Source organism: Pseudomonas sp. NPDC098747 (assembly GCF_044760045.1).
Taxonomy (GTDB): Bacteria; Pseudomonadota; Gammaproteobacteria; order Pseudomonadales; family Pseudomonadaceae; genus Aquipseudomonas.
This window is the reverse complement of record NZ_JBIWAL010000043.1, coordinates 17395-41142: the sequence shown is the minus strand read 5'-3', so window position 1 is coordinate 41142 and position 23748 is coordinate 17395. Positions and strand designations below refer to the sequence as shown.

Here is a 23748-nt window from a genome sequence, read left to right as displayed (position 1 = left end):
CAGTCGTGAACCCAGACAGTGCGGACTGTCTGATACACCGCAGCGGCTGATTCACGGCCGCTGCGCAGCCGAACGGGGATAAATCCCCTCGCCACAGTCATAGCCCACGATCAGTGAACAGTTCCGGTAGTCGTTAACCTTAAGTTACAAAACCTCCCTTCGATTTGAGCTATACAGAGATGGCGCCCGATAGTGGCTATCTGCTGTCCCCGCGCGCCTGCCAATAAAAACAAGAAAAACCAAGGGAGACTTCCAGTGAAGAGCTTGCTCTATCCCGCCGTCTCGCTGATGAACCGTCTGAGCTTCGGCATGAAGTTCAGCCTGATCAGCGTGCTGTTTCTGGTGCCGATGCTGGTGACCAATTTCTATCTGGTGCGCGATTCCTATCGTGAATTTCAGGGCACCCGGGTCGAGCTGCAAAGCCTTGATCTGCTCGGCAGCAGTCTGACCCTGCGCCGCGATCTGGAAACCCTCAACAATCTGGTGCAGATCGACGTCACCCTCGGCCAGTCCGGCAAGGCGGGCAATGTTGAATCGCAGATCACCAGCCTCGAACAAGCCGTTCTGGCTCGTCTGCAAGGCCTGGCGGCAATGACCGACGATCCCGAGCAGATCAAGGTGTTCGACGGCAAACGCGATGAAATGATTGCTGCCTTCAAGACCCAGCAAGCGGAAAACTCCCTGCAAAGCAAAAGTGCGTTGATCGGCAAACTGTTGGCCAGTGCGCAGATTTTCAGCCAGATCATCACCAGTCAGGCCGGTCTGAGTCGCGACAATCAGGGCGACATCCGTCAGCTCAGCGAACTGGTCACCCTGATCACGCCCACCGTGACGCAAACCCTCGGCGAAGGCCGGGCCATGGGTTCGTATTCGTTAGGGCAGGGCTTCCTCAACAGTTCGTCGAGCACCCGGTTTGACGAGTTACTGGTGCAGATCGAAAAACTCCAGGCCGAATACGCCTTGAAATTGCAGGACGCCCTCGGCTCCAGTAAAGCCGCGCACGAAACCCTCAGCGCTCAGGCCGACAGCAGCAAGGCCTCGCTGAAACAGGCGAGTGAATTGTTCGAAGAACAAGTGGTGATGGCCGACACCCTCGATGCACCGTGGCAGGCGTTTTACGACCAGACCACCGCGCTCATCGACAAGACCTACCAGCTCAACGAAGCCACCCTGAAATTCCTCGACACCCAATTGCAGCAACGCCTGGCGCAAAACCGCACGCACATGGTCTTGCAGGCTGTGGCGCTGTCGGTGGTGTTCGTGCTGATTTTCTATCTGTATGGCGGCTTTTACGCGTCGACCCGCACCACACTCAAACGTCTCGGCGCGATGATGGACAAGGTTGCGGCTGGCGACATGACCGTCAACTTCAAGGCCAGCAGCCGCGATGAACTGGGCGAGCTGGGCGAAGTGTTCAACGGCACGGTGAAGAAGATTCACGACTTGATCGAACGGGTAGGGCAAACCGTTGGCGAAGTTGAAAGACAGGCCGGGCAAGTGGAAAGCGTTTCGGCGCAAAGCAATCTGGCCGTGGCCGGGCAACGCTCGCAGATTGAGCAAGTGGCCACGGCGATGAACCAGATGTCGGCAACCTCACTTGAGGTCGCGCGCAGTGCCGCAGCGGCGGTGAGCAGCGCCCACAGCGTGAATGACGAGACCATTAGCGGTCGTGGTCTGGTGGAGTCGCAGCAGGGCAGCATCGCTGCACTGGCCAGCGAGATCGATCAGTCAGTGCTGGTGATCAACCAGTTGGCCAGTGACAGCCAGGCGATCAGCCGCGTGCTTGAAGTGATCAAGAGTATCGCCGAGCAAACCAACCTGCTGGCGCTCAACGCGGCGATTGAAGCGGCGCGCGCGGGTGAGCAGGGACGCGGTTTTGCGGTGGTGGCGGACGAAGTGCGCACCCTGGCCAAACGTACCCAGCAATCGACCGAAGAAATCGAACAGATGATCGCCAAACTGCACGGCGGCGTGGGTGCGGCAGTGAAGGCCATGGGTGTCAGCCATCAAATGGCCAATGGCACGGTTGGGCAGTCGGAAAAGGTCCAGCAGGCGCTGGAAAATATCCTTGGCGCCGTAGGAATGATCGTCGATCAGAACCAGCAGATTGCCGCTGCGGTGGAGCAGCAAACTGCGGTGGCTCACGACATCGATCAGAACATCGTCGAGATCAACCGCGCGGGCGAGCGCACGGCGCAGGGCGCGCACCAGACCGAAGACGCCAGTCGTGCATTGTCGGCACAAGTAGTGGAACTCAAACAGCTGATCAGCGCCTTCCGCGTGTAGGGCATACGCAAATCCCCTCTAGGGATTTGTATTACCAGCCAAACACTTCGCAGCTGTTGGCGGTACTGGCCTCGGCCAATTGTTGCGGGCTGATGTTCATGATTTTGGCAAGCGCCGCACAAATCGCAGGCAAGTGCGCCGGGCTGTTGCGCATACCGGGAAACATCGCAGGCGCCATGTCCGGTGAATCGGTTTCCAGCACAATCGAATCCAGCGGTAAATCCGCCAGTACCCGATGCATGCGCAACGCTTGCGGCCAGGTCGGGGCGCCACCGAGGCCGAGTTTGAAACCGAGTTTGATGTATTCCCGTGCTTCCTCACGGCTGCCGGCAAATGCGTGGATGATCCCCGCGCGTTTGAGCTTGAAGCGCTTGAGCGTGGCAATCACTGCCGCGTGACTGCGCCGGACATGGATCAACGCCGGCAAACCGAAGTCGGCCGCCAGTTGCAACTGCGCGTCGAACAACGTCTGCTGCATCTCGCGGTCCAGCGTTTCGATGAAGTAATCCAGACCGATCTCGCCCACCGCACACAACTGTCGATGGCCGCGCAATCGCGTCAGCCAATCGCCAAGTTGCTGCAAATCTTCCGGGCGATGCTGATCGAGATACACCGGATGTAAACCGAACGCTGCGTACAACTCGGCGTCGCCTTGCACCAGATCCCACACTCGCTGCCAATTACCTTCATAGACCCCCAGTACTACCATCCGCCGCACCCCGAGGGCGCGGCTTTCGGCCAGCAATGCCGAGCGATCGGCGTCGAAGTCGGGGAAGTCCAGGTGAGTGTGGCTGTCGATCAGCTCCACGGTTCAGTCCCGGTGAATACGCTGCTTGAAGGTCCGCGCAATCGCTTGCACGCCAGGCTGGTATTGCGACTGCTCGACGGCAGCCAATGCCAGTTCCAGCGCCTTGGCGGCGATCAGTTGATGCTGCTGGGCCATGGCGTTAACCGGCAGTGGCAGAAAGTCGAGCAACTGCGTGTCACCAAACGTGCCGAGGCGCAGCGGCCGCGACTTGAGCGGGAAGTCATGCAGCGCATCGAACACCCCCTGCAACAACACGTAGGAAGTGGTTACCAGCGCGTCCGGCAAATGCCCCAGACGTTGCAGGAGTTCTTCCATCAATTGCTTGCCGCAGTCACGGCTGAAGGATTCGGCGTGCTCGACCAGCACTTCGCCTTTGAAATCGACGAGGGCCTGTTTGAAACCGGCGGCGCGTTCCTGGCTGATGCTCAGTTCCGGGCGCGCGCCGAGCAGCACGATCTGTTTAAGCTGCGGGTCGAGCAGGCTCTGGGTCAGGTGCAGACTGGCCTCACGGTCGTCGCTGATCACCGAACAAAAATGCTCCGGCTCCATGACCCGGTCGATGGCGATGATCGGCAGCCCCTTGGCCTGCAACTGAAGGTAACTGTCATCACCGGGGGGCAGACAACTGGCAACAATCAGAGCATCACAACGCCGCGCGCGAAACAGTTGCAGCAGTTTGCGCTCGCTGTCCGGCGCATCGTCGGAGCTGGCGATCAGCAACTGATAGCCGCGCGCCCGCGCACCTTGTTCCAGCAGCTTGGCGATTCGCGCGTAGCTGGGGTTTTCCAGATCCGGCAGGATAAAACCCAAGGTGCGGGTATGCCGACTGCGCAGTCCGGCCGCTTGTGGATTGGGCGTAAAGCCGTGCAGATCAACCACCGCACGCACTCGCTCGACGGTTGCGGTGCTGATGCGTTGCTGTTCGGCTTTGCCGTTAATGACGTAGCTGGCGGTGGTCACGGACACACCGGCCAACCGCGCGATATCACTGAGTTTCAACTCGGGATTTCCTTGTTTTTTCGAGCTTGCCACGACATTTTCGCCAATCCTACCCGATTCGGGCAGACGACTTATTGCCTGGGCGCATCCGACAAGTTGGACTTCAAGGATGAGACATTATCGAGTAACGTGCCGATCAATCTAGATTAAACGTTTCAGCAGGCGTATTTTCTACGTTTTAGACGCCTTTGGCCGGTTCTGCCGTGTAACCGCCAAAATTGCCCCTGAAAAGGATCGCGCAGAGCGCCTAAGCTGCAACCCATTCAAAACAATACCTGGCGCCACGAACGCCAAAAAGGAGATCGCATGCTCGAGCTCACTATAGAGCAGATATCCATGGGCCAATCGGCTGTGGATAAACCCGCTGCCCTGCAGTTGCTGGCCAATCACCTGGTGGCCGATGGTCTGGTTGCCGACGGATACCTCGCAGGATTGCAGGCACGTGAGGCCCAGGGCTCGACCTTTCTCGGTCAAGGTATTGCCATTCCCCACGGCACCCCCGAAACCCGCGAGCTGGTATTTACCACCGGCGTGCGGCTGATGCAGTTCCCCGAGGGTGTCGATTGGGGCGATGGCCAGATCGTTTATCTGGCCATCGGTATTGCCGCCAAATCCGACGAACACTTGCGCCTGCTGCAACTGCTCACCCGCGCCCTCGGCGAGACCGATCTGGGCCAGGCTCTGCGTCGCGCCAGTTCGCCCGAAGCGCTGCTGAAACTGCTGCAAGGCGCGCCGCAGGAACTGACGCTGGATGCGCAGATGATTGGCCTGGGCGTTTCCGCAGACGATTTTGAAGAACTGGTCTGGCGTGGCGCGCGTCTGCTGCGTCAGGCCGACTGCGTGAGCAACGGTTTCGCGGCAGTATTGCAGCAAGTCGAAGCGCTGCCGCTGGGCGATGGCCTGTGGTGGCTGCACAGCGAGCAAACGGTGAAGCGTCCGGGCCTGGCGTTTGTCACCCCGGATAAACCGATGCGTTACCTAGGCCAGCCACTCAGTGGTCTGTTCTGTCTCGCCAGTCTCGGCGAAGCGCATCAGGCATTGCTCGAGCGCCTGTGTGCGTTGCTGATCGAAGGTCGCGGCCATGAACTGGGCCGCGCCACCAGCAGCCGCAAAGTCCTCGAAGTGCTTGGCGGCGAGTTGCCGGCTGACTGGCCGAGCGCCCGTATCGCACTGGCCAATGCCCACGGTTTGCATGCGCGGCCGGCGAAGATTCTGGCGCAACTGGCGAAAAGTTTTGACGGCGAGATTCGCGTGCGCATCGTCGACGGTCAGGACAGCGCCGTGTCGGTGAAAAGCCTTAGTAAACTGCTCAGCCTCGGCGCCCGTCGCGGTCAGGTGCTGGAGCTGATCGCCGAGCCGAGTATTGCCGCCGACGCCTTGCCCGCGCTGCTCGCCGCCATCGAAGAAGGCCTCGGTGAAGAAATCGAGCCGCTGCCCGCCGTGAGTCAGCAGCGCGAAGTTTTTGCCGACATCGCCGAAGTGCTGATCGCCCCGGCGTCCGGCAGCCTGCTGCAAGCGATTCCCGCCGCGCCCGGCATCGCCATCGGCCCGGCGCATATTCAAGTGCAACAGACCATCGAATACCCGTTGCGTGGCGAGTCCGCCGCCGTCGAGCGCGAACGTCTCAAGCAAGCGCTCAGCGACGTGCGCAACGACATTCAAGGCTTGATCGAACGCAGCAAAGCCAAAGCGATCCGCGAGATTTTCATCACCCATCAAGAGATGCTCGACGACCCGGAACTCACCGACGAAGTCGACACGCGCCTCAAGCAGGGCGAAAGCGCCGAAGCGGCATGGATGGCGGTGATCGAAGCTGCCGCCAAACAACAGGAGTCGTTGCAGGACGCGTTGCTCGCCGAGCGCGCGGCGGATCTGCGTGACATCGGTCGTCGGGTGCTGGCGCAGTTGTGTGGCGTGCAGACGCCAAGCGAGCCTGAGCAACCGTACATTCTGGTGATGGACGAGGTCGGCCCATCCGACGTCGCGCGGCTTGATCCGGCGCGCGTGGCGGGGATTCTCACCGCGCGCGGCGGCGCTACCGCACACAGCGCAATCGTCGCCCGTGCCTTGGGCATTCCGGCGCTGGTTGGCGCAGGCGCAGCAGTGCTGTTGCTGGCGCCGGGCACGCCGTTGCTGCTCGACGGTCAACGCGGTCGTCTGCATGTCGACGCCGATGCCGCGACGTTGCAACGCGCCGTCGAAGAACGCGACACCCGCGAGCAACGCCTCAAGGCTGCCGCCGAACAACGCCATCAACCGGCGCACACCACCGACGGCCATGCAGTAGAAGTCTTCGCCAACATCGGCGAAAGCGCTGGCGTCATCAGCGCGGTTGAGCAGGGTGCCGAAGGCATTGGCTTGCTGCGCACTGAACTGATTTTCATGGCGCACTCGCAAGCGCCCGACGAAGCCACGCAGGAAGCGGAATATCGACGCGTGCTCGACGGTCTCGCCGGGCGGCCGTTGGTGGTGCGTACGCTGGATGTCGGTGGCGACAAACCGCTGCCGTATTGGCCGATCGCCAAGGAAGAAAACCCGTTCCTCGGTGTACGCGGCATTCGCCTGACGTTGCAGCGTCCGCAGATCATGGAAGCGCAATTGCGCGCCTTGTTGCGGGCCGCGGATAACCGGCCGTTGCGGATCATGTTCCCGATGGTCGGCAGCGTCGACGAATGGCGTCAGGCTCGCGATATGACCGAGCGCTTGCGCCTGGAAATCCCGGTGGCTGACCTGCAACTGGGGATCATGATCGAAGTGCCGTCCGCCGCATTGCTTGCGCCGGTTTTGGCCAAGGAAGTCGACTTCTTCAGCGTCGGCACCAACGACCTGACTCAATACACCCTGGCCATCGACCGTGGCCATCCGACCCTGTCGGCACAGGCTGACGGCTTGCATCCGGCGGTGCTGCAACTGATCGACATCACCGTGCGTGCGGCCCATGCCCATGGCAAGTGGGTTGGCGTCTGTGGCGAACTGGCAGCCGATCCGCTGGCGGTGCCGGTGCTGGTCGGCCTCGGTGTTGATGAACTGAGCGTGTCCGGTCGCAGCATCGCCGAGGTCAAGGCGCGCATCCGCGAACTCAGCCTGACTCAGGCGCAAACCGTTGCTCAACAAGCCCTCGTTGTGGGCAGCGCCAACGAAGTGCGCGCATTAGTGGAGGCCCTGTAATGGCCAAGATTCTCACCCTGACCCTCAACCCGGCGCTGGACCTCACGGTCGAGCTGCCGGTATTGGCGGCCGGTCAGGTCAACCGCAGCGAAGAAATGCACACCCATGCTGCCGGCAAAGGCGTCAACGTCGCCCAAGTGCTGGCCGACCTCGGCCATCAACTGACGGTCAGCGGCTTTCTCGGCGAAGACAACCTGCAAGCATTCGAAACCCTGTTCGCCAAACGCGGTTTTGTCGACGCGTTTATCCGCGTACCGGGCGAGACGCGCAGCAACATCAAAATCGCTGAGCGCGACGGGCGCATCACCGACATCAACGGCCCGGGGCCTGTAGTCGATGCAGCGGCGCAGCAGGCGTTGCTTGAGCGTCTGGTGCAGATTGCGCCCGGTCACGACGCAGTAGTGGTGGCCGGCAGTTTGCCACGCGGCGTTTCTGCGCAGTGGTTGAGTGAACTCATCGAACGGCTGAATCAACTCGGCCTGAAAGTCGCCCTCGACACCAGCGGCGAAGCGTTGCGCGCTGCGTTGAAGGCCAGTCCTTGGCTGATCAAACCGAACACTGAAGAGCTGGCCGATGCACTCGGCTGCGACGTGGTTTCCCACGCGGCCGAGGCGCAAGCGGCTGCGCGTTTGCATGCGCAGGGTATCGAGCATGTGGTGATCTCCCACGGCGCCGACGGTGTGAACTGGTTCAGCGTCGGCTCAGCGATGCATGCCTCGCCGCCCAAGGTCAGCGTCGCCAGCACCGTCGGTGCCGGTGACTCGCTGCTGGCCGGCATGCTTCACGGTTTGCTCAGTGCCGACACGCCTGAGCAAACCCTGCGTACGGCCACGGCGATTGCTGCGCTGGCGGTCACGCAGATCGGTTTCGGCATCAACGACGCCGCGCAACTGGCGCAGCTCGAACAGGGCGTGCGCGTGCGCCCCCTGACAGAACAATAAGAGGGTTTGTCATGAAGTTAGCCATTGTTACGGCCTGCCCGAACGGCATGGTCACCAGTGTGCTGTGCGCCCGTTTGCTTGATGCGGCGGCCCAGCGTCAGGGCTGGAGCACCAGCGTCGAAGTGGTCGATGCGGCGCACCCGGAGCGCGAGTTGTCGGCCGCCACCATCGCGGCGGCAGAGTGGGTGTTGCTGGTCGCCACCGGTAACGTCGACATGTCGCGTTTCGTCGGCAAACGGGTCTTTCAGATTGCCCCGGCGCAAGCCTTGCAGGATGTCGAGGCCGTGTTGCGTAGAGGTGCTGAAGAAGCGCAAATCTACGTTGCTGCCGAAGCCGTTCCCGCTGCTGCTGCAGCTCGTGCACCGCGCATCGTCGCCATCACGGCTTGCCCGACCGGTGTCGCCCACACCTTCATGGCGGCCGAAGCGTTGCAGCAAACGGCCAAGCGTCTGGGCTATGACTTGCAGGTCGAAACCCAAGGTTCGGTCGGTGCGAAAACACCGTTGAGTGCAGCGGCAATTGCCGAGGCAGATGTGGTGCTGTTGGCGGCGGATATCGAAGTCGCCACCGAGCGTTTCGCCGGCAAGAAAATTTACCGCTGCGGCACCGGGATTGCGTTGAAGCAAGCGGAAGCCACGCTGAATAAAGCCCTGGCGGAAGGCGTGCAGGAAAGCGCTGAGAGCGACGGCAAGTCACGGGCAAAATCTGAGAAAACCGGCGTCTACAAACACCTGCTGACAGGTGTGTCTTTCATGCTGCCGATGGTGGTGGCGGGTGGTTTGATGATCGCCCTGTCATTCGTGTTCGGCATCACTGCCTTCAAGGAAGAAGGCACGTTGGCGGCAGCACTGATGCAGATTGGTGGCGAGACCGCGTTCAAGTTGATGGTGCCGCTGCTGGCCGGTTATATCGCCTATTCGATTGCCGACCGTCCAGGTCTGGCGCCGGGGATGATCGGCGGCTTGCTGGCGAGCACCTTGGGCGCCGGGTTTATCGGCGGGATCATCGCCGGGTTTATTGCCGGTTATGCTGCGAAGGCGATCAGTCGTTATGTCGCGTTGCCGCAAAGCCTTGAAGCACTGAAACCGATTCTGATCATTCCGTTGTTCGCCAGTTTGTTCACTGGCCTGGTGATGATTTATGTGGTCGGCAAACCGGTGGCGGGCATGCTCGCGGCGCTCACGCATTTCCTCGACAGCATGGGCACCACCAACGCCATTCTGCTCGGTGTGTTGCTCGGCGGCATGATGTGTGTCGACCTTGGCGGGCCGATCAACAAAGCGGCTTACGCGTTTTCGGTTGGCCTGTTGGCCTCGCAGAGTTATGCACCGATGGCCGCGACCATGGCGGCGGGCATGGTGCCGCCGATTGGTCTGGGCATTGCGACGTTTATTGCCCGCCGCAAATTCGCCCAGAGCGAGCGCGAGGCCGGTAAAGCGGCGTTCGTGCTGGGGCTGTGCTTTATTTCCGAAGGGGCGATTCCGTTTGCCGCGAAAGACCCGCTGCGGGTGATTCCGGCGAGCATTGCCGGCGGTGCATTGACCGGCGCGCTGTCGATGTACTTCGGCTGCAAACTGATGGCGCCGCACGGTGGCTTGTTTGTGTTGGCGATTCCGAATGCGATTAATCATGCGTTGCTGTATCTGCTGGCGATTGTCGCGGGGAGTTTGTTGACTGCCGTTGTTTACGCAACGGTGAAACGCCCGGAAGCAGTGGAGTTGGCGTTGGAGCCCGTGAAGGCCTGACACATATTCCTTGTGGGAGCGAGCTTGCTCGCGAAGACGTCGTGTCAGTCGATATTTGTTTCGCTGACACACCGCATTCGCGAGCAAGCTCGCTCCCACAGGGTTATGGGTTGTCATTGTGGCTTCATACATCCGTGCTTAAGTTTTCCTTTTCCCAAGGAGAACAGCATGAGCGATTTCAACCTCGGTCGCCGCCGGGTCATGCAAGTCGTTGGCGCCGGGCTGCTGATGCCGGGGCTGGCGCCGGCGGTGATCGCGTCGGTCAAGGATCGGCCGCAACTCACCGATGGCGTGCAGTCCGGCGACCTGCAAGGCGACCGCGCGATGATCTGGAGCCGCAGCGACCGCCCGGCCCGCATGGTGGTCGAGTGGGACACTCGCAGCCAGTTTCGCAACCCACGCCGGATCGTCTCGGCACTGGCCGATGCCCGCAGCGACTTCACCGCCCGCGTCGAACTCACCGGGTTACCCGCCGATCAGGCGATTTTCTATCGCGTGTATTTCAAGGACGCCCGCACCGGCGTCGCCAGTGAACCGTGGCTCGGCCACTTGCGCAGTGCACCTTCGGCGCTGCGCAATATTCGCTTCGTGTGGAGCGGCGATACCGTCGGCCAGGGCTTCGGCATCAATCCGGACATCGGCGGCATGCGCATCTACGAAGCCATGCGTCTGCGTCTGCCGGACTTCTTTATCCACAGCGGCGACACCATCTACGCCGACGGCCCGGTGCCGGCGCAACTGACCACTGAAAACGGTCGCGTGTGGCGCAACATCACCACCGAAGCCAAGAGCAAAGTCGCCCAGACCCTCGACGACTATCGCGGTAATTATCGCTACAACCTGATGGACGAAAACATCCGTCGCTTCAACGCCGAAGTGCCGCAGATCTGGCAGTGGGACGACCATGAAGTGGTCAACAACTGGTCGCCCGGCAAGCAGCTCGACGAGCGCTATCAGGAAAAAGATATCCACACCCTGGTCGGCCGCGCGCGCAAGGCCTGGCTGGAATATTCACCGATGCGCTTGCAGTCGGCTGACGGTGGCGGGCGGATTTATCGCAAGCTGAAATACGGGCCGATGCTGGATGTGTTCGTGCTCGACATGCGCAGTTATCGCGAAGCCAACGACGACAACCTCGGCGCAGCAAAACCGTTCCTCGGCCGTGAGCAGCTGGATTGGCTCAAGCGCGGATTGAAGGCCTCGAAAGCGCAGTGGAAGGTCATCGCGGCAGACATGCCGATCGGCCTCGGCGTGCCTGACGGTGAAGTCAGCCCGGGCGTCGCGCGCTGGGAGGCCGTGGCCAACGGCGACCCGGGACCGGCGCAGGGGCGTGAGCTGGAGATCGCCGAGTTGCTCGGTTTTCTGCGCGCGCAGCAGGTGCGCAATTTCGTCTTCCTCACTGCCGATGTGCACTACTGCGCGGCGCATCACTATCACCCGGATCGGGCAGCGTTTCAGGATTTCGAGCCGTTCTGGGAGTTTGTTGCGGGGCCATTGAATGCCGGGAGTTTTGGGCCTAATCCGCTGGATAAAACCTTTGGGCCGGAGGTGGTTTTCGAGAAAGCACCGCCTGCGCAGAACACCTCGCCGTTTGCCGGGTTTCAGTTTTTTGGCGAGGTGAATATTGAAGGGCAGAGCGGGGAGATGAGTGTGGTGTTGCGGGATTTGAATGGGGTGGCGGTGTTTGAGCAGAGGTTGCAGCCTGTTTGATATTGGCGGGAATCAAAAGCTATCCTCACCCCAGCCCTCTCCCGGAGGGAGAGGGGGCCGACCGAGGTGTATTGCGTCATACGTCGACCTGAGAAACCGAGCCGATTATGGATCCGGCAATGCACTTTCAGATCGGTGAAAGATTCAGTCGATTATGGATTCATCGAAGACCGCTCAGGTCGGCGTATTCCTGGAGCATCCCCCAATCAGTCCCCTCTCCCTCCGGGAGAGGGTTAGGGTGAGGGGCTCTTCGACAGATTCAATAAACATCGCGGCGATAACGGCCCTGCTCGATCAGGCGTTCGACTTCAGCGGCGCCAAGGATCTCGTTGAGCACTTCGTCCACCCCAGATGCCATCCCTTGCAAGCTGCCGCAGATATAGATAACCGCACCCTCCGCCAGCCACTTCTTCAACTCTTCCGCTGATTCCCGCAGGCGATCCTGCACATAAACCTTCTCTGCCTGATCCCGCGAAAACGCCAGATCCAGACGCGCCAGATCGCCATTGATCAACCACTCTTCCAGCTCCGCACGGCACAGGTAATCGTGCTCATAATTACGCTCGCCGAACAGCAGCCACTGACGCTGCTGACCGTCAGCAATGCGCGCCTTGAGCAGGCTGCGCAACCCGGCAAGGCCAGTGCCGTTGCCCAGCAGAATCATCGGTGCCGGCTCGTTCGGCAGGTGGAAACCGCTGTTACGCCGTACCCGCAAGCTGATGCTGCCGCCCACCGGCGCATGCTCGGTCAACCAGCCTGAAGCGATGCCAAGCGTGCCGTCGGCGTGCTGTTCCTGACGCACGATCAACTCCAGCACACCGTCGGCGGCAATCGAGGCGATCGAGTATTCGCGCATGGCCAAAGGCACCATGGCGTCGACCAACGACTGAGCATGCAGGCCGACCAGATGCGCGCGGTGCTGGGGCAGTTGGCGCGAGGCCAGTGCCACGTCAAGCGGCTCATCGAGGCCGTTGATTTTTACCGTCGTCTCGCCCCGAATGCCGAGGCCGTCGAGGAAGTGTTCGATGACCCACGGGCAGTTGCGCGGCAGCACTTCGACCAGGTCCCCGGACAGCCAGCTGCTGGTGGTCGGTGCGCTCAGGCTCAGCAGATAGACCGGCGAACCGCTACTGCCAGGGTTCATCCGTTCACGGCGCAGCAGCGTCCAGTTTTCGTAGGTCGGTGCCTGCCAGGTGTCGACCGGTGCTTGCCCGGTGAGCAAGCCAAGCTGGGTTTGCCAGTGGCGCAGGGCGTACGGATCGCCGCTGTCGACTTCCACCGGGGCGAACAGGGTTTTGCCGCCGTGTTCGCTCAGCCACTGATGCAGGCGTCGGGCGAAACCGCAGAAGTGCTGATACTGACGGTCGCCAAGCCCGAGGACGGCGTAGCTCAGGTTGTCGAGGGTCGACGCCTTGGCCAGCACTGTACGCTCGAAACCACGGGCGCTATCAGGGGCCTGGCCGTCGCCGAAGGTGCTGACCACAAACAGCGCATTGCTTGAGTCGCGCAGATCCTGCTCGCTGACACTCGACAGCGGCTGCACCTTCACCGGCAAACCGGCGGCCTGCAATTGGCTGGCGGTTTGCCACGCCAGTTGCTCGGCAAAACCGCTTTGGCTGGCGAAGCCGATCAGCCACGCCGGGGTATCGCCGGCCGGTGGTTCGAGGCCTTTGCGCGCATCCTTGATCTGCTTTTTCTTGCGGCGACGATCGAGGTACAGCAGCCATCCGGTGATGAAGAACAGCGGCATGCACACCGCCGCGACGGTGATGATGATCCGTCCGACGAGGCCGAAATAGCTGCCGACGTGCAACGCGTAGATGCTGGTCAGCAGTTGCGCCTTGAAGCTCTTGTCGGCGTAACGGTCGACACGTTTGACGATGCCGGTGGCCGGGTCGAGGGTGATCTGGTTCAGCGCGCGGTCATGAGGCGAGCTGTCGAGCAGGTAGAACACCGTCGCCGTTTGACCGGCCACGGCCGGCATGCGGATATTGTAGGCGGCGAGACCTGGACCGGCGGCGCTATAGATGCTGCTCCACATCGCGGCGTAGTCGGCGATGGGTGCCGGGCCTTCCGGCGCCGGGCCGCGACCACCGCGCACACGTTCGTTTTGCGGGGCGTCGGAAAGCAGTTTGGTCAGGCCTTTGTTGTACCACTCGTATGACCACGACAACCCGGTCAGCGCCAGCAGCAGATACACCAACAGGCACCAGGTGCCGGCCACCGAATGCAGATCCCAATTGAAGGTGCGACCCTTTTTCTTCCAGTCCAGGGTCAGCCAGACGCGCCAGCAGTTCCACTGTCGAGGCCAGCGCAGGTACAGGCCGGAGAGGCAGAAAAACACCAGGACCAGCGTGCAGGCGCCGGTGATGTTGCGCCCGGTGTCACCCATGGCGAGGAAGCGGTGCAGTTGCAGCATCAGCCCAAAGAAATCCTGGCCGACGGCGTTGCCCATGAACTCACCGGTGTACGGATCGAAGTAGCGCATTTCGCCACGACGTTCACCCTTGGGCGGGGTAAAGAATACTTTTGCCGCGTGGCCGCTTTCGGTCTCGACCGACAGCATCGAGACTTTCTTGCCCGAGTTGGCTTCGATACGCGCTACCAGTTCAACGGGCGGCAGCACGCCGGCGACCTGTTTTTCCACCTGCAATACCGAGGGGTTCAGCGCCCGAAGGATTTCGTCCTGAAACGAATAGGCCGCGCCGGTGATGCCCATCAGGGCCAGCACCAGGCCTGCGGTGATGCCAAAAAACCAGTGCAACTGGAACAGGGTTTTCTTCAACACGTCACTCGCCGTCCGTTCGGTAATTGTCTTCACGGCGCGCATTATGCCGTGGGTTGTCGAGAAGCTTCTTGATTACGCACAAAAGCCCCGCTCAACTGAATGAACGGGGCCTGTCTCCCAACGCCTTCCCTGTGGGAGCGAGCCTGCTCGCGAATGCGTCGTGTCAGTCGACAACTATTTCGCTGATACACCGCTTTCGCGAGCAAGCTCGCTCCCACATTTACAGCATCGGTCAGAAGTGGAAGTTGGTGCTCAACAGTGCCGTACGGCCCGCCGCCTGGTTGGCGAAGTGGGTCGAGAAGGCTTTGTCGTAATAGGTTTCATCGGTCAGGTTCTGCACGTTGAGTTGCAGGTCGACGTTTTTGGTCAGCTTGTAAGCCGCCATCGCGTCGTAACGTACGTACGAATCAACCATGGTGGTGTTGGCCACGTTGCCGAACACGTCATCCACATAGAAGGCACCGCCACCGATCGTCAGCTTCGGCGTGACCTGGTAAGTGGTCCACAGGCTGGCGCTGTTTTTCGGCGTGTTAGGCAGCTGGTTGCCGTCGGTGGCGCGGTTCAACTGGCCGCCATCAACCTGTTCGCTGTCCATGTAGGCGTAACCGGCGAACACTTGCCACATGTCGGTGAGCTTGCCGCTGGCCGACAGCTCGATACCTTGCACGCGGGTCTTGCCGGCGTTTTCGTACGAGGTGGTGTCGACTTGCACGCGCGCGTTTTCTTTCTCGGTGCGGAAGATGTCAGCCGTCAGCGACAGGCGATCATTGAGCAGATCCCACTTGGTGCCGATTTCGTAGTTCTTGGTGGTTTCCGGCTCCATGTCGCTCTTGAGCAGGTTGCCGCTGCGATCCGGCGTGCCGCCCAGCGGGTTACCTTCCTGACCTTCACCGAGGGTGTTGCCCGGTGGTGTGGCCGAGGTGGCGTAGGAAGCGTAAATACTGCCGTTTTCCGCAGGCTTGTAGACCACGCCCAACTGTCCGGTGACGAACTCGCTGACGTCATCACCCTTGGAGGTGGTGGTGTCGGCGGCATTGTAAGTCTTGTAGTCAGTGTCGAAATGGTCGTAACGCAGGCCCATGTTCACCAGCCACTGCTCGGACAATTCCAGGGTGTTGAACGCATACAGCGCGTAGGTGTTGGCCTCGGTGTCGGTGCCAGCATAGTTGCGCGAGATAGCGCCGTTCCACGGATCGTTCGGGTTCGGGTTTGACAGCGAGGTGCAGTTGTAGCCGCTCGACGCGCCGATCAATCCCGGGTTGCAACTGGTGGTCACGGCGCTGGTGCGCGGCGTAGTGTCAGTGTTGACGTTGTACGAAGACTTCTGGCTTTGCTCTCGGGTGTATTCGACACCGGTGGAGAAGCTGTTCTTGAAGCCGGCGACGTAGAAGTTGCCGAACAGGTCAGTCTGGTTGGTGGTGGTCTCAGTGTTGCTGACCCGCGTATTCGCACGACGCCAGACGCTGCCGTTGTTGACGTTGCCCTTGCTGTCGTCCGGCTGGGTGAGGATGTAATCCTGCATGCTGGTGCCGTGACGCAGGGTGTTCTTGATGGTCAGCGAGTCGCTCAGGTCATGCTCGATGGCGAAGGTCGCGGTGTCGGTGCGGCCCTTGCGGAAATCACGACCCAGACCGTAGAAATTGCTGTCATCGCCACCGGCGTACGGTTTGTCCGGATTGGACTTGGTGCGTGCAGCCGAACCACCGGTTGGAATGCTGTACGGGATGCCCGAGTCCGGCGTGTCGTTGCTTTCCAGATGGTAGTAATCGAGGTTGACGCGGGTGTCGGTGCCCAGGCCGAAGGCCAGGGATGGCGCGATGCCCCAACGGTCGTAATCGACTTTGTCGCGACCGGCGACGTTGCTCTCGTGGCTCATCAGGTTCAGACGGCCAGCGGCGGTGTCGCTGAACTGGTAGTTGCCGTCGAGGGTGTAACGCTGAGTCTGGTCGGAGCCCCAGGTGAAGCCACCGTCGAATGAGTTACCCAGATGCGCCTTCTTGCTCACCAGGTTGATGCTGCCGCCCGCCGCGCCACGACCGCCGATGGCGGAGTTCGGGCCCTTGCTGACTTCGATGTTTTCAACGGCGAAGATTTCGCGGCTCTGCGAACCGGTGTCACGCACGCCATCAAGGTAGGTGTCGCCCTGGGCATCGAAACCACGGATAAACGGGCGGTCGCCCTGTGGGTTGCCACCTTCACCGGCACCGAAGGTGATACCCGGCACGGTGCGCAGCGCGTCCTGCATGTTCAGGGCGCCAGTGTCTTTGAGCACTTGTTGCGGAATCACGGTGACCGAGCGCGGCGTGTCTATCAGCGGCGCGGTGTACTTGGGCGAGGAGGCTTTCTCGACCTGGTAGGACGTCGAGTCCTGCGCTTCACCGGTGATGGCGGTAGCGTCCAGGGCGATGGCATTGCCGGAGGCTTTGCTGTCAGTCTTTTCGGCGGCGAACACCATGTGGCCGGCGGAACCGGCGGTGATTGCCACGCCAATTGCAGAGGCGAGCAGACGTGGTGAACTGACCGGTAATTGTGCGGGTTGACGTGCCATTTTTATTCCCCTCCCCAAGGATTTGAGGCGGCGGAATATAGGGTAAACGGGTATTCGTATCAATTGCGAAATATTGTTATTCGCACTAAATTTACATTCTTTACAATTTGGCCTTACGGTTTTCGCCCGTTCATTCGTCTTGCGGGTTTTACACAGACAATAAGAATCAATACCATTGCCGCCTCTTTGCCATCAGGTGACATAGCCATGCTGCTGCACATCCCCGGTCTGTTTGAAAAAGACGAAGTGCAGCGTATTCGTGAGGCGCTGGAACAGGCAGATTGGGCTGATGGCAAGATCACCGCCGGTTATCAATCGGCCAAGGCCAAGCACAATCTGCAACTGCCTGAAGGCCATCCGCTGGCCAAGGAAATCGGTGCGGCGATGCTCGAGCGGCTGTGGAAGAATCCGCTGTTCATGTCCGCCGCACTGCCGCACAAAGTGTTTCCTCCGTTAGTGAACTGTTACACGGCCGGTGGCAGTTTCGATTTTCACATCGACAACGCCGTGCGCCAGCCCAAGGGCAGTATCGAGCGGGTGCGCACCGATCTGTCGGCCACGCTGTTCTTCAGCGAACCTGAGGATTACGACGGCGGCGAACTTGAAATCCAGGACACCTTCGGCACCCAACAAGTGAAACTGCCTGCCGGCGACATGGTGCTGTACCCCGGCACCAGCCTGCATAAAGTCAACGCGGTCACTCGCGGCGCGCGTTACGCCTCGTTCTTCTGGACGCAAAGCCTGGTGCGCGAAGACAGCCAGCGGGCGTTGCTGTTCGAGATGGACGGGGCGATTCAGCAACTCACTCAAGACCTGCCTGATCACCCGTCGCTGATCCGCCTCACCGGCACGTATCACAACCTGTTGCGGCGCTGGGTCGAGGTATGAGTTTTCATCTGCGTCGCCAGGAAGTCCTCGACGGCGAACAGCTCAGCGCCATGCTTGAAGAGAGCCCGACCCGCGCGGCGCAGGCGATTTTGCTGGCGGCGGGCGAAGGTGAAGTCGAGGCGCACGCGTTGCTCGGGCAGATTCTGCTGGACGGTCGAGGGATCGCCCAAGATCAACCTTTGGCATTGCGCTGGTTCGGCATCGCTGCCGGGCAAGGGCATCTGATGGCGCGCAACATGCTCGGGCGTTGTCATGAGCATGGCTGGGGATGCGCTGCGGATGCGTCGGTGGCCGCGCAACATTATCGAATCGCCGCGCAAGCAGGGCTGGATTGGGCGATGTACAACCTGGCCAATTTGCTTGCGACTGGGCGCGGTGTGGCTGAGGACCATGTGCAGGCGCTGGCGTTGTATCAACGCGCCGCCGACCTCGGGCATGCGAAGTCGATGAATCTGCTGGGGCGTTATCTGGAAGAGGGGCAGGTTTGCCCGCCGGATACGCTGGCGGCGCGTGAGTGGTATCGACGTTCGGCCGAGGGTGGGGATTTTCGTGGGCAGTTCAGTTACGCGGCGGTGCTGTCTTCTGAAGATAACGTTGATGAAGCGTTGGTGTGGCTGGAGAAGGCGCTGACCGCGGGCAATCTGAATTTTCTGCGGGTGGCGAGTGCGGCGCTGGCGAGTGCGAGCGATCCGCGAATTGAGGCCTTGGCAACCGAGTACGCGCGTCGATGTGCAGAATTGCAGCGTGTCTCAGATCAAAAGCCCTCACCCTAACCCTCTCCCAGAGGGAGAGGGGACTGACCGAGGTGTTCTGGCGAGTTACGCCGACCTGAAATGTCGAGTTGAACTCAGGCTCAGCAACGCCCTTGAGCCAAACTCAAAACCGGAAACGCACACATATCGGCTCCCTCTCCCTCGGGAGAGGGCTGGGGTGAGGGGCTGGGGTATCAAGCACAGCCAAAATTTCAAGGCGAACGCCCGGCCACAAAAAAGCCCATGACACAGGTCATGGGCTTTTGCATTACAGCTGCAACGTTTACACGTAAAACGATTTCAGCGGCGGGAAGCCATTGAATTCAACGGCGCTGTAGCTGGTGGTGTACGCACCGGTCGACAGCCAGTACATGCGATCACCGATTGCCAGGTTCAGCGGCAGACCGTACTTGTAATTCTCATACATGATGTCGGCGCTGTCGCAGGTCGGGCCGGCGATGACGACTTCTTCCATCTCGCCTTTCTTCTCGGTCCAGATCGGGAACTTGATCGCTTCGTCCATGGTTTCGATCAGGCCGGAGAACTTGCCCACATCCGTGTACACCCAACGCTCGACGGCAGTGCGGGATTTACGTGCAACCAGTACTACTTCGCTGACCAGAATACCGGCGTTGGCAATCAGCGAACGGCCCGGTTCCAGAATGATTTCCGGCAGGTCATCACCGAAATCTTCTTTGAGGAAACGGATGATTTCTTCGGCGTAGGTTTCCAGGCTGTTGGTGCGGGTGATGTAGTTGGCCGGGAAGCCGCCGCCCATGTTGATCAGCTTGAGTTCGATGCCGTCTTCTTCTTTCAAACGCTCGAAGATCACTTTGACCTTGGCGATTGCCGCGTCCCACACGCTGATATCGCGCTGTTGCGAACCGACGTGGAACGAGATGCCGTAAGGCACCAGACCCAGGTCGCGAGCGAGGATCAGCAGGTCCATGGCCATGTCGGTCTGGCAGCCGAATTTGCGCGACAAAGGCCAGTCAGCCGTGGTCGAACCTTCGGTCAGGATTCGCACGTAGACCTTCGAGCCCGGTGCAGCCTTGGCGATGTTGCGCAGGTCGGCTTCGGAGTCGGTGGAGAACAGACGCACGCCCTTATCAAAGAAGTAGCGGATGTCCTTGGATTTCTTGATGGTGTTGCCGTAGCTGATACGGTCGGCGCTGACGCCGCGATCCATCACTTTGTCGAGCTCGTAGATCGAGGCGATGTCAAAGCTCGAGCCTTTGTCTTTCAGCAGGTCGATGATCTCGACAGCCGGGTTGGCCTTGACTGCGTAGTAAACCTTGGCGAATTCGAAACCGGCGCGCAGGTCATCGTAGGCCTTGCTGATCATCGCGGTGTCGATCACCACGAACGGGGTTTCTTGCTTGTCGGCAAACGCCTTCATTTTGTCAAAAGTGGCGCGCTCGAAATAATCTTCGACGTTGATCGACATGCTGGGAACTCCTAAGGGCAAACTGAATTGATCAATGGGTGCAAATGAACGTCCTCCGTATCCCCACTTTGGTTCGCCTACTTCCCAAGGCATGTCGCCGAAAGCAAAAAGGCCACGGGTGTGAAGCTTCCCTTGGCCTTGCTGTCTCGTCGTCAGTACTTGAGCCGGATGGATCGTTTCCAGCATGGACGTTCGGCGCGAACTTTAGGGCGTGAGGGGCCTGAGATCAACTAAAAATGTCGCATTTTTGCACGCGTTCGTCGTAAGACCGTGTGCAGCTACTGGTGTAGCTGACAGGTATGACGGATTGATGTTCCCGAAGCGGGGGCTATCCGTGGCGAGATAATATGCAGCCCCGCCCAAGGGCGCAGCAATTGATGCGGGGCCGCAAGGGGTTTCACTGGTCGTGCAGTTCATTTTCGTCGGTTTTGAGCACTTCAACGATGACGAGGTAGATGGTTTTCAGGTTGGGGTATTCAAGTGTTGAGACTTCAACCTCCACAATTGTACTTGTCTGAACATTTGGAATTCTCAGTGTGCCATTCATGCTTCCGGGGGCTTTGGAAACGTATATTCCTGGTGATGGCGGCACGTTGCTTTTTAGTTTCCAGGTGGAGTTGCCCCTTACCTCCAGACCTCGGGCATCCTGCATATAGGCAGCAGGGAGTTTGGTGAGAGTATTGCCCTGCCGGACTCTGTTGGGATTACCCGGGCCGCTTACGCCAATTAACACGGGTGGTCCGGCCTGAAGGGGTGGTTTTTCAGAGGTTGTCATGGTCAGCTCCTTGGGGTTGAAGACTTGCGGAGAACCATTACAACCGAAGCCTTTCTCGGCGGAACCTGTAACTTCTGACAGTTGAAAAGATTGATTCGAGATAACGAATGGATTGTTTATTCGTAAGTACGCGCCGCAGGGCATTTCGGCCCCTGCGGCGTGATGTTGGCGCTACGCCTGCGCAGTCTCCGCCGGCGAAACGATGCTGGTTTTGCCTCCGCGAGATTTGCCGGAGCTCAGATACTCGGCAATCGACTCCTGCGTCACCTCGCCCAGGAACACCCGATCGGCATCCATTACCGGCAGCCACGAGCGGTTGAACTCGTACATGCGCGACAGCAGGATGCGCAAATGCTCGTCGTACGCCGCTGTGGCGTTGAACTCGCGAAGATACTGCGCGCAGGTGCCGGTCTGACGGTGCAGATCGCGACGTCTTACATAACCCAGCGCCTTGTTCTCGGCGCAGGTGACGACGACATAACGACGGTCATGCTCGTCCATCAATTCCAGCGCATCGGCCACCGGGGTTTCCGGGCTCACCGACGGTGCGTTGTCCGCCGCATCTTCAGCCTTCACCAGCAACAGACGCTTGAGCGTGCTGTCCTGACCCACAAAGCTGCTGACAAAATCGTCCGCCGGGTGCGCGAGCAGCGTGTCCGGGTGATCGATCTGCAACAGTTTGCCGCCGCGGAAGATCGCGATCTTGTCGCCTAGCTTGATCGCTTCGTCGATGTCGTGGCTGACCATGATCACGGTCTTGTTCAGCGCGCGCTGCATCTCGAAGAATTCGTTCTGGATCATCTCGCGGTTGATCGGGTCGACCGCACCGAACGGTTCGTCCATCAGCAACAGCGGTGCATCCGCCGCCAGTGCGCGGATCACGCCGATGCGTTGTTGCTGACCACCGGACAACTCACGCGGGTAGCGATGCAGATACTGCTTGGGTTCAAGCTTGATCATGCTCATCAGTTCGCGGGCGCGGTCGTGGCATTTCTGCTTGTCCCAGCCGAGCAGTTTCGGCACCACGACGATGTTCTCTTCGATGGTCATGTTCGGGAATAGACCGATCTGCTGAATCACGTAACCGATGTTGCGACGCAGGGTCACTTCGTCCAGATCAGTGGTGTCTTCACCGTTGATCAGGATCTTGCCCGAGGTCGGTTTGATCAGGCGGTTGATCATTTTCAGCGTGGTGCTTTTGCCGCAGCCCGATGGCCCGAGGAACACACAGATTTCGCCTTCATTGACGGTCAGGCTCACCGAATCCACGGCTTTGACGTCTTTGCCGTTGCTTTGGAAGGTCTTGCTGAGGTTTTGAAGTTCGATCATTTGAGTAATCCTTTTGGAGTCAACGAGCGTTGCAGCCATTGCAAAAACAGGTCGGCGAAGATCGCCAGAAGACTGACCAGCAACGCGCCGACGATGAGCATCGACATGTCACTGCGGCTGATGGAGGCGAGGATCAACACGCCGAGGCCACCAGCGCCAATGGTCGCGGCGATGGTCATCACGCCGATGTTCATCACCACGGCGGTACGCACACCGGCGAGGATCACCGGCACCGCAATCGGCAACTCGACCATGCGCAGGCGCTGGCCGAAGGTCATGCCGATGCCGCGTGCGGCTTCGCGGATGCCCGGCTCAACGCCGGTCAACGCCAGGTAGGTGTTGCGCATGATCGGCAGCAGTGAATAAAGGAACACTGCAGTGATCGCCGGCATCGGGCCGAGGCCCTGACCAAATTTCGAGTAGAACGGCAGCAGCAGGCCGAACAGTGCAATCGACGGCACGGTCAGCAACACCGTGGCGCTGGCCTGCAACGGGCCAGCGAGGCTAGGAAACCGAGTCATCAGAATGCCCAGCGGCACCCCGACAAGGATTGCCAGCGTGACAGCGATGCCAACCAGCGTGATGTGCTGCCAGGTCAGGTGCATCACCTGCGGCCAGTCGAGATGGGAAAAGGCGTTGAAGAATTCCATGACTTTTCCTCCTTTAATTCAGCGGATGTTGGCGCAGGAAATCGGCGGCAACTTTGGACGGGCTTTCATGATCGACATCGACCCGCGCGTTGAGCTGGCGCATGGTTTCGTCATCGAACAGTTCGGCCAGTGGCTTGAGCTGCTCAGCGAGTTGTGGGTGCGCGTCGAGGTAGGCCTGACGCACCACCGGTGCAGCGGTGTAGTCGGGGAAGTAGTGCTTGTCGTCTTCCAGCAGTTTCAGGCCGAAGGCATTCAAGCGACCGTCCGTGGTGTAGACCAGACCGGCAAACACCTGGCCGTTTCGCAGCGCCGTGTAGACCAGACCCGCATCCATCTGGCGGATGTTTTTGCGGCTGAGGTTCATGTCGTAGAGCTTGACCATGCCGAGCAGACCGTCCGAGCGGTTGGCGAACTCGGTGTCCAACGCCACCAGGTGATTGGTCTTCGCTTCAGCCTGCAACACCTCGTTCAACTGACTGATGTTGTTGATCTGCGGATATTTCTCAGCAACATTTTTTGGCAGGGCGAGGGCGTAGGTGTTGCTGAATTTCGACGGGGTGAGCCAGATAAGGCCTTTTTTCGCGTCGAGTTCTTTCACCCGGGCGTAGGACTGAACGCTGTCGAGTTTTTCAGTGACATGGTTGTAGGCCACCAGCGACACGCCGGTGTACTCCCAGAGCATGTCCAACTGACCACTTTCGTGGGCGCTGCGGGCGAGGTTGCTGCCCAGACCGCCGGTGATCTGCGCGTCGTAGCCTTTGCTGCGCAGGTATTGCGCGGTGATTTCGGCGAGCAACGTTTGCTCGGTGAACACGCGGGCGCCGAGGCGGATAACCGGTTTGTCAGCGGCCTGGGCGATTCCTGCGAACAGCAGGATGCAGCTTAAGATCAAGCTAAGTCGTTTCATGAATATT

General features: G+C 60.1%; 16 protein-coding genes. 7 read left to right on the top strand and 9 right to left on the bottom strand.

Annotated features, from left to right (window positions below; genetic code table 11):
• The first annotated feature begins 255 nt into the window (after positions 1-255).
• Positions 256-2286 (top strand): methyl-accepting chemotaxis protein, encoded by a 2031-nt coding sequence (locus ACIQVE_RS22055; RefSeq protein ID WP_402812134.1) that lies wholly within the window; start codon positions 256-258, stop codon positions 2284-2286.
• A gap of 31 nt (positions 2287-2317) precedes the next feature.
• Here the strand turns inward: ACIQVE_RS22055 and ACIQVE_RS22050 are convergent, their stop codons facing one another.
• Both ACIQVE_RS22050 and cra read right to left on the bottom strand, forming a co-directional pair.
• A complete protein-coding gene (locus ACIQVE_RS22050; protein WP_402812131.1) occupies positions 2318-3094 on the bottom strand; it encodes a TatD family hydrolase in 777 nt (258 codons plus the stop codon).
• A gap of 3 nt (positions 3095-3097) precedes the next feature.
• A complete protein-coding gene (gene cra, locus ACIQVE_RS22045; RefSeq protein ID WP_402812129.1) occupies positions 3098-4093 on the bottom strand; it encodes a catabolite repressor/activator in 996 nt (331 codons plus the stop codon).
• A 306-nt stretch (positions 4094-4399) separates the two neighbouring features.
• On the opposite strand from cra, the gene ptsP reads away from it, so the two are divergent.
• The 4 genes from ptsP to ACIQVE_RS22025 all read left to right on the top strand — a co-directional run bounded on the left by ptsP (position 4400) and on the right by ACIQVE_RS22025 (position 11657).
• Positions 4400-7261, top strand: coding sequence for a phosphoenolpyruvate--protein phosphotransferase (gene ptsP, locus ACIQVE_RS22040; protein WP_402812127.1), 2862 nt, complete (start codon positions 4400-4402; stop codon positions 7259-7261).
• Positions 7261-8202 (top strand): 1-phosphofructokinase, encoded by a 942-nt coding sequence (gene pfkB / locus ACIQVE_RS22035; RefSeq protein ID WP_402812125.1) that lies wholly within the window; start codon positions 7261-7263, stop codon positions 8200-8202. Before ptsP ends, pfkB begins: the two co-directional genes overlap by 1 nt.
• A gap of 11 nt (positions 8203-8213) precedes the next feature.
• Positions 8214-9947: a PTS fructose-like transporter subunit IIB gene (locus tag ACIQVE_RS22030; protein WP_402812123.1), complete on the top strand. Its 1734-nt coding sequence runs from the start codon at positions 8214-8216 to the stop codon at positions 9945-9947.
• A gap of 168 nt (positions 9948-10115) precedes the next feature.
• Positions 10116-11657, top strand: a complete 1542-nt coding sequence (locus tag ACIQVE_RS22025) for an alkaline phosphatase D family protein (protein ID WP_402812120.1) — start codon at positions 10116-10118, stop codon at positions 11655-11657.
• A 259-nt stretch (positions 11658-11916) separates the two neighbouring features.
• On the opposite strand, the gene ACIQVE_RS22020 is transcribed toward ACIQVE_RS22025, so the two are convergent.
• Both ACIQVE_RS22020 and ACIQVE_RS22015 read right to left on the bottom strand, forming a co-directional pair.
• Positions 11917-14445: a PepSY domain-containing protein gene (locus ACIQVE_RS22020; protein WP_402812154.1), complete on the bottom strand. Its 2529-nt coding sequence runs from the start codon at positions 14443-14445 to the stop codon at positions 11917-11919.
• A gap of 232 nt (positions 14446-14677) precedes the next feature.
• On the bottom strand, positions 14678-16993 hold the full coding sequence (locus ACIQVE_RS22015; RefSeq protein WP_402812117.1) for a TonB-dependent receptor: 2316 nt from the start codon (positions 16991-16993) through the stop codon (positions 14678-14680).
• Positions 16994-17200: 207 nt separating this feature from the next.
• Here ACIQVE_RS22015 and ACIQVE_RS22010 point away from each other — a divergent pair, with 207 nt between their 5' ends.
• Together ACIQVE_RS22010 and ACIQVE_RS22005 are read left to right on the top strand one after the other, a co-directional pair.
• Entirely contained in the window at positions 17201-17881 is a 681-nt protein-coding gene (locus tag ACIQVE_RS22010) for a Fe2+-dependent dioxygenase (protein WP_042557612.1), read from the top strand.
• On the top strand, positions 17878-18654 hold the full coding sequence (locus ACIQVE_RS22005) for a tetratricopeptide repeat protein (protein WP_402812114.1): 777 nt from the start codon (positions 17878-17880) through the stop codon (positions 18652-18654). Before ACIQVE_RS22010 ends, ACIQVE_RS22005 begins: the two co-directional genes overlap by 4 nt.
• A 262-nt stretch (positions 18655-18916) precedes the next feature.
• On the opposite strand, the gene ACIQVE_RS22000 is transcribed toward ACIQVE_RS22005, so the two are convergent.
• From ACIQVE_RS22000 to ACIQVE_RS21980, 5 genes are all read right to left on the bottom strand, one after another.
• A complete protein-coding gene (locus ACIQVE_RS22000; protein WP_402812111.1) occupies positions 18917-20080 on the bottom strand; it encodes a type III PLP-dependent enzyme in 1164 nt (387 codons plus the stop codon).
• Positions 20081-20477: 397 nt separating this feature from the next.
• Positions 20478-20855, bottom strand: a complete 378-nt coding sequence (locus ACIQVE_RS21995; RefSeq protein WP_402812108.1) for a hypothetical protein — start codon at positions 20853-20855, stop codon at positions 20478-20480.
• A gap of 171 nt (positions 20856-21026) precedes the next feature.
• Positions 21027-22184 (bottom strand): betaine/proline/choline family ABC transporter ATP-binding protein, encoded by a 1158-nt coding sequence (locus ACIQVE_RS21990; RefSeq protein ID WP_402812105.1) that lies wholly within the window; start codon positions 22182-22184, stop codon positions 21027-21029.
• A complete protein-coding gene (locus tag ACIQVE_RS21985; RefSeq protein WP_402812102.1) occupies positions 22181-22834 on the bottom strand; it encodes an ABC transporter permease in 654 nt (217 codons plus the stop codon). Before ACIQVE_RS21985 ends, ACIQVE_RS21990 begins: the two co-directional genes overlap by 4 nt.
• Positions 22835-22847: 13 nt before the next feature.
• Positions 22848-23741 (bottom strand): glycine betaine ABC transporter substrate-binding protein, encoded by an 894-nt coding sequence (locus tag ACIQVE_RS21980; protein ID WP_402812099.1) that lies wholly within the window; start codon positions 23739-23741, stop codon positions 22848-22850.
• Positions 23742-23748 lie beyond the last annotated feature (7 nt).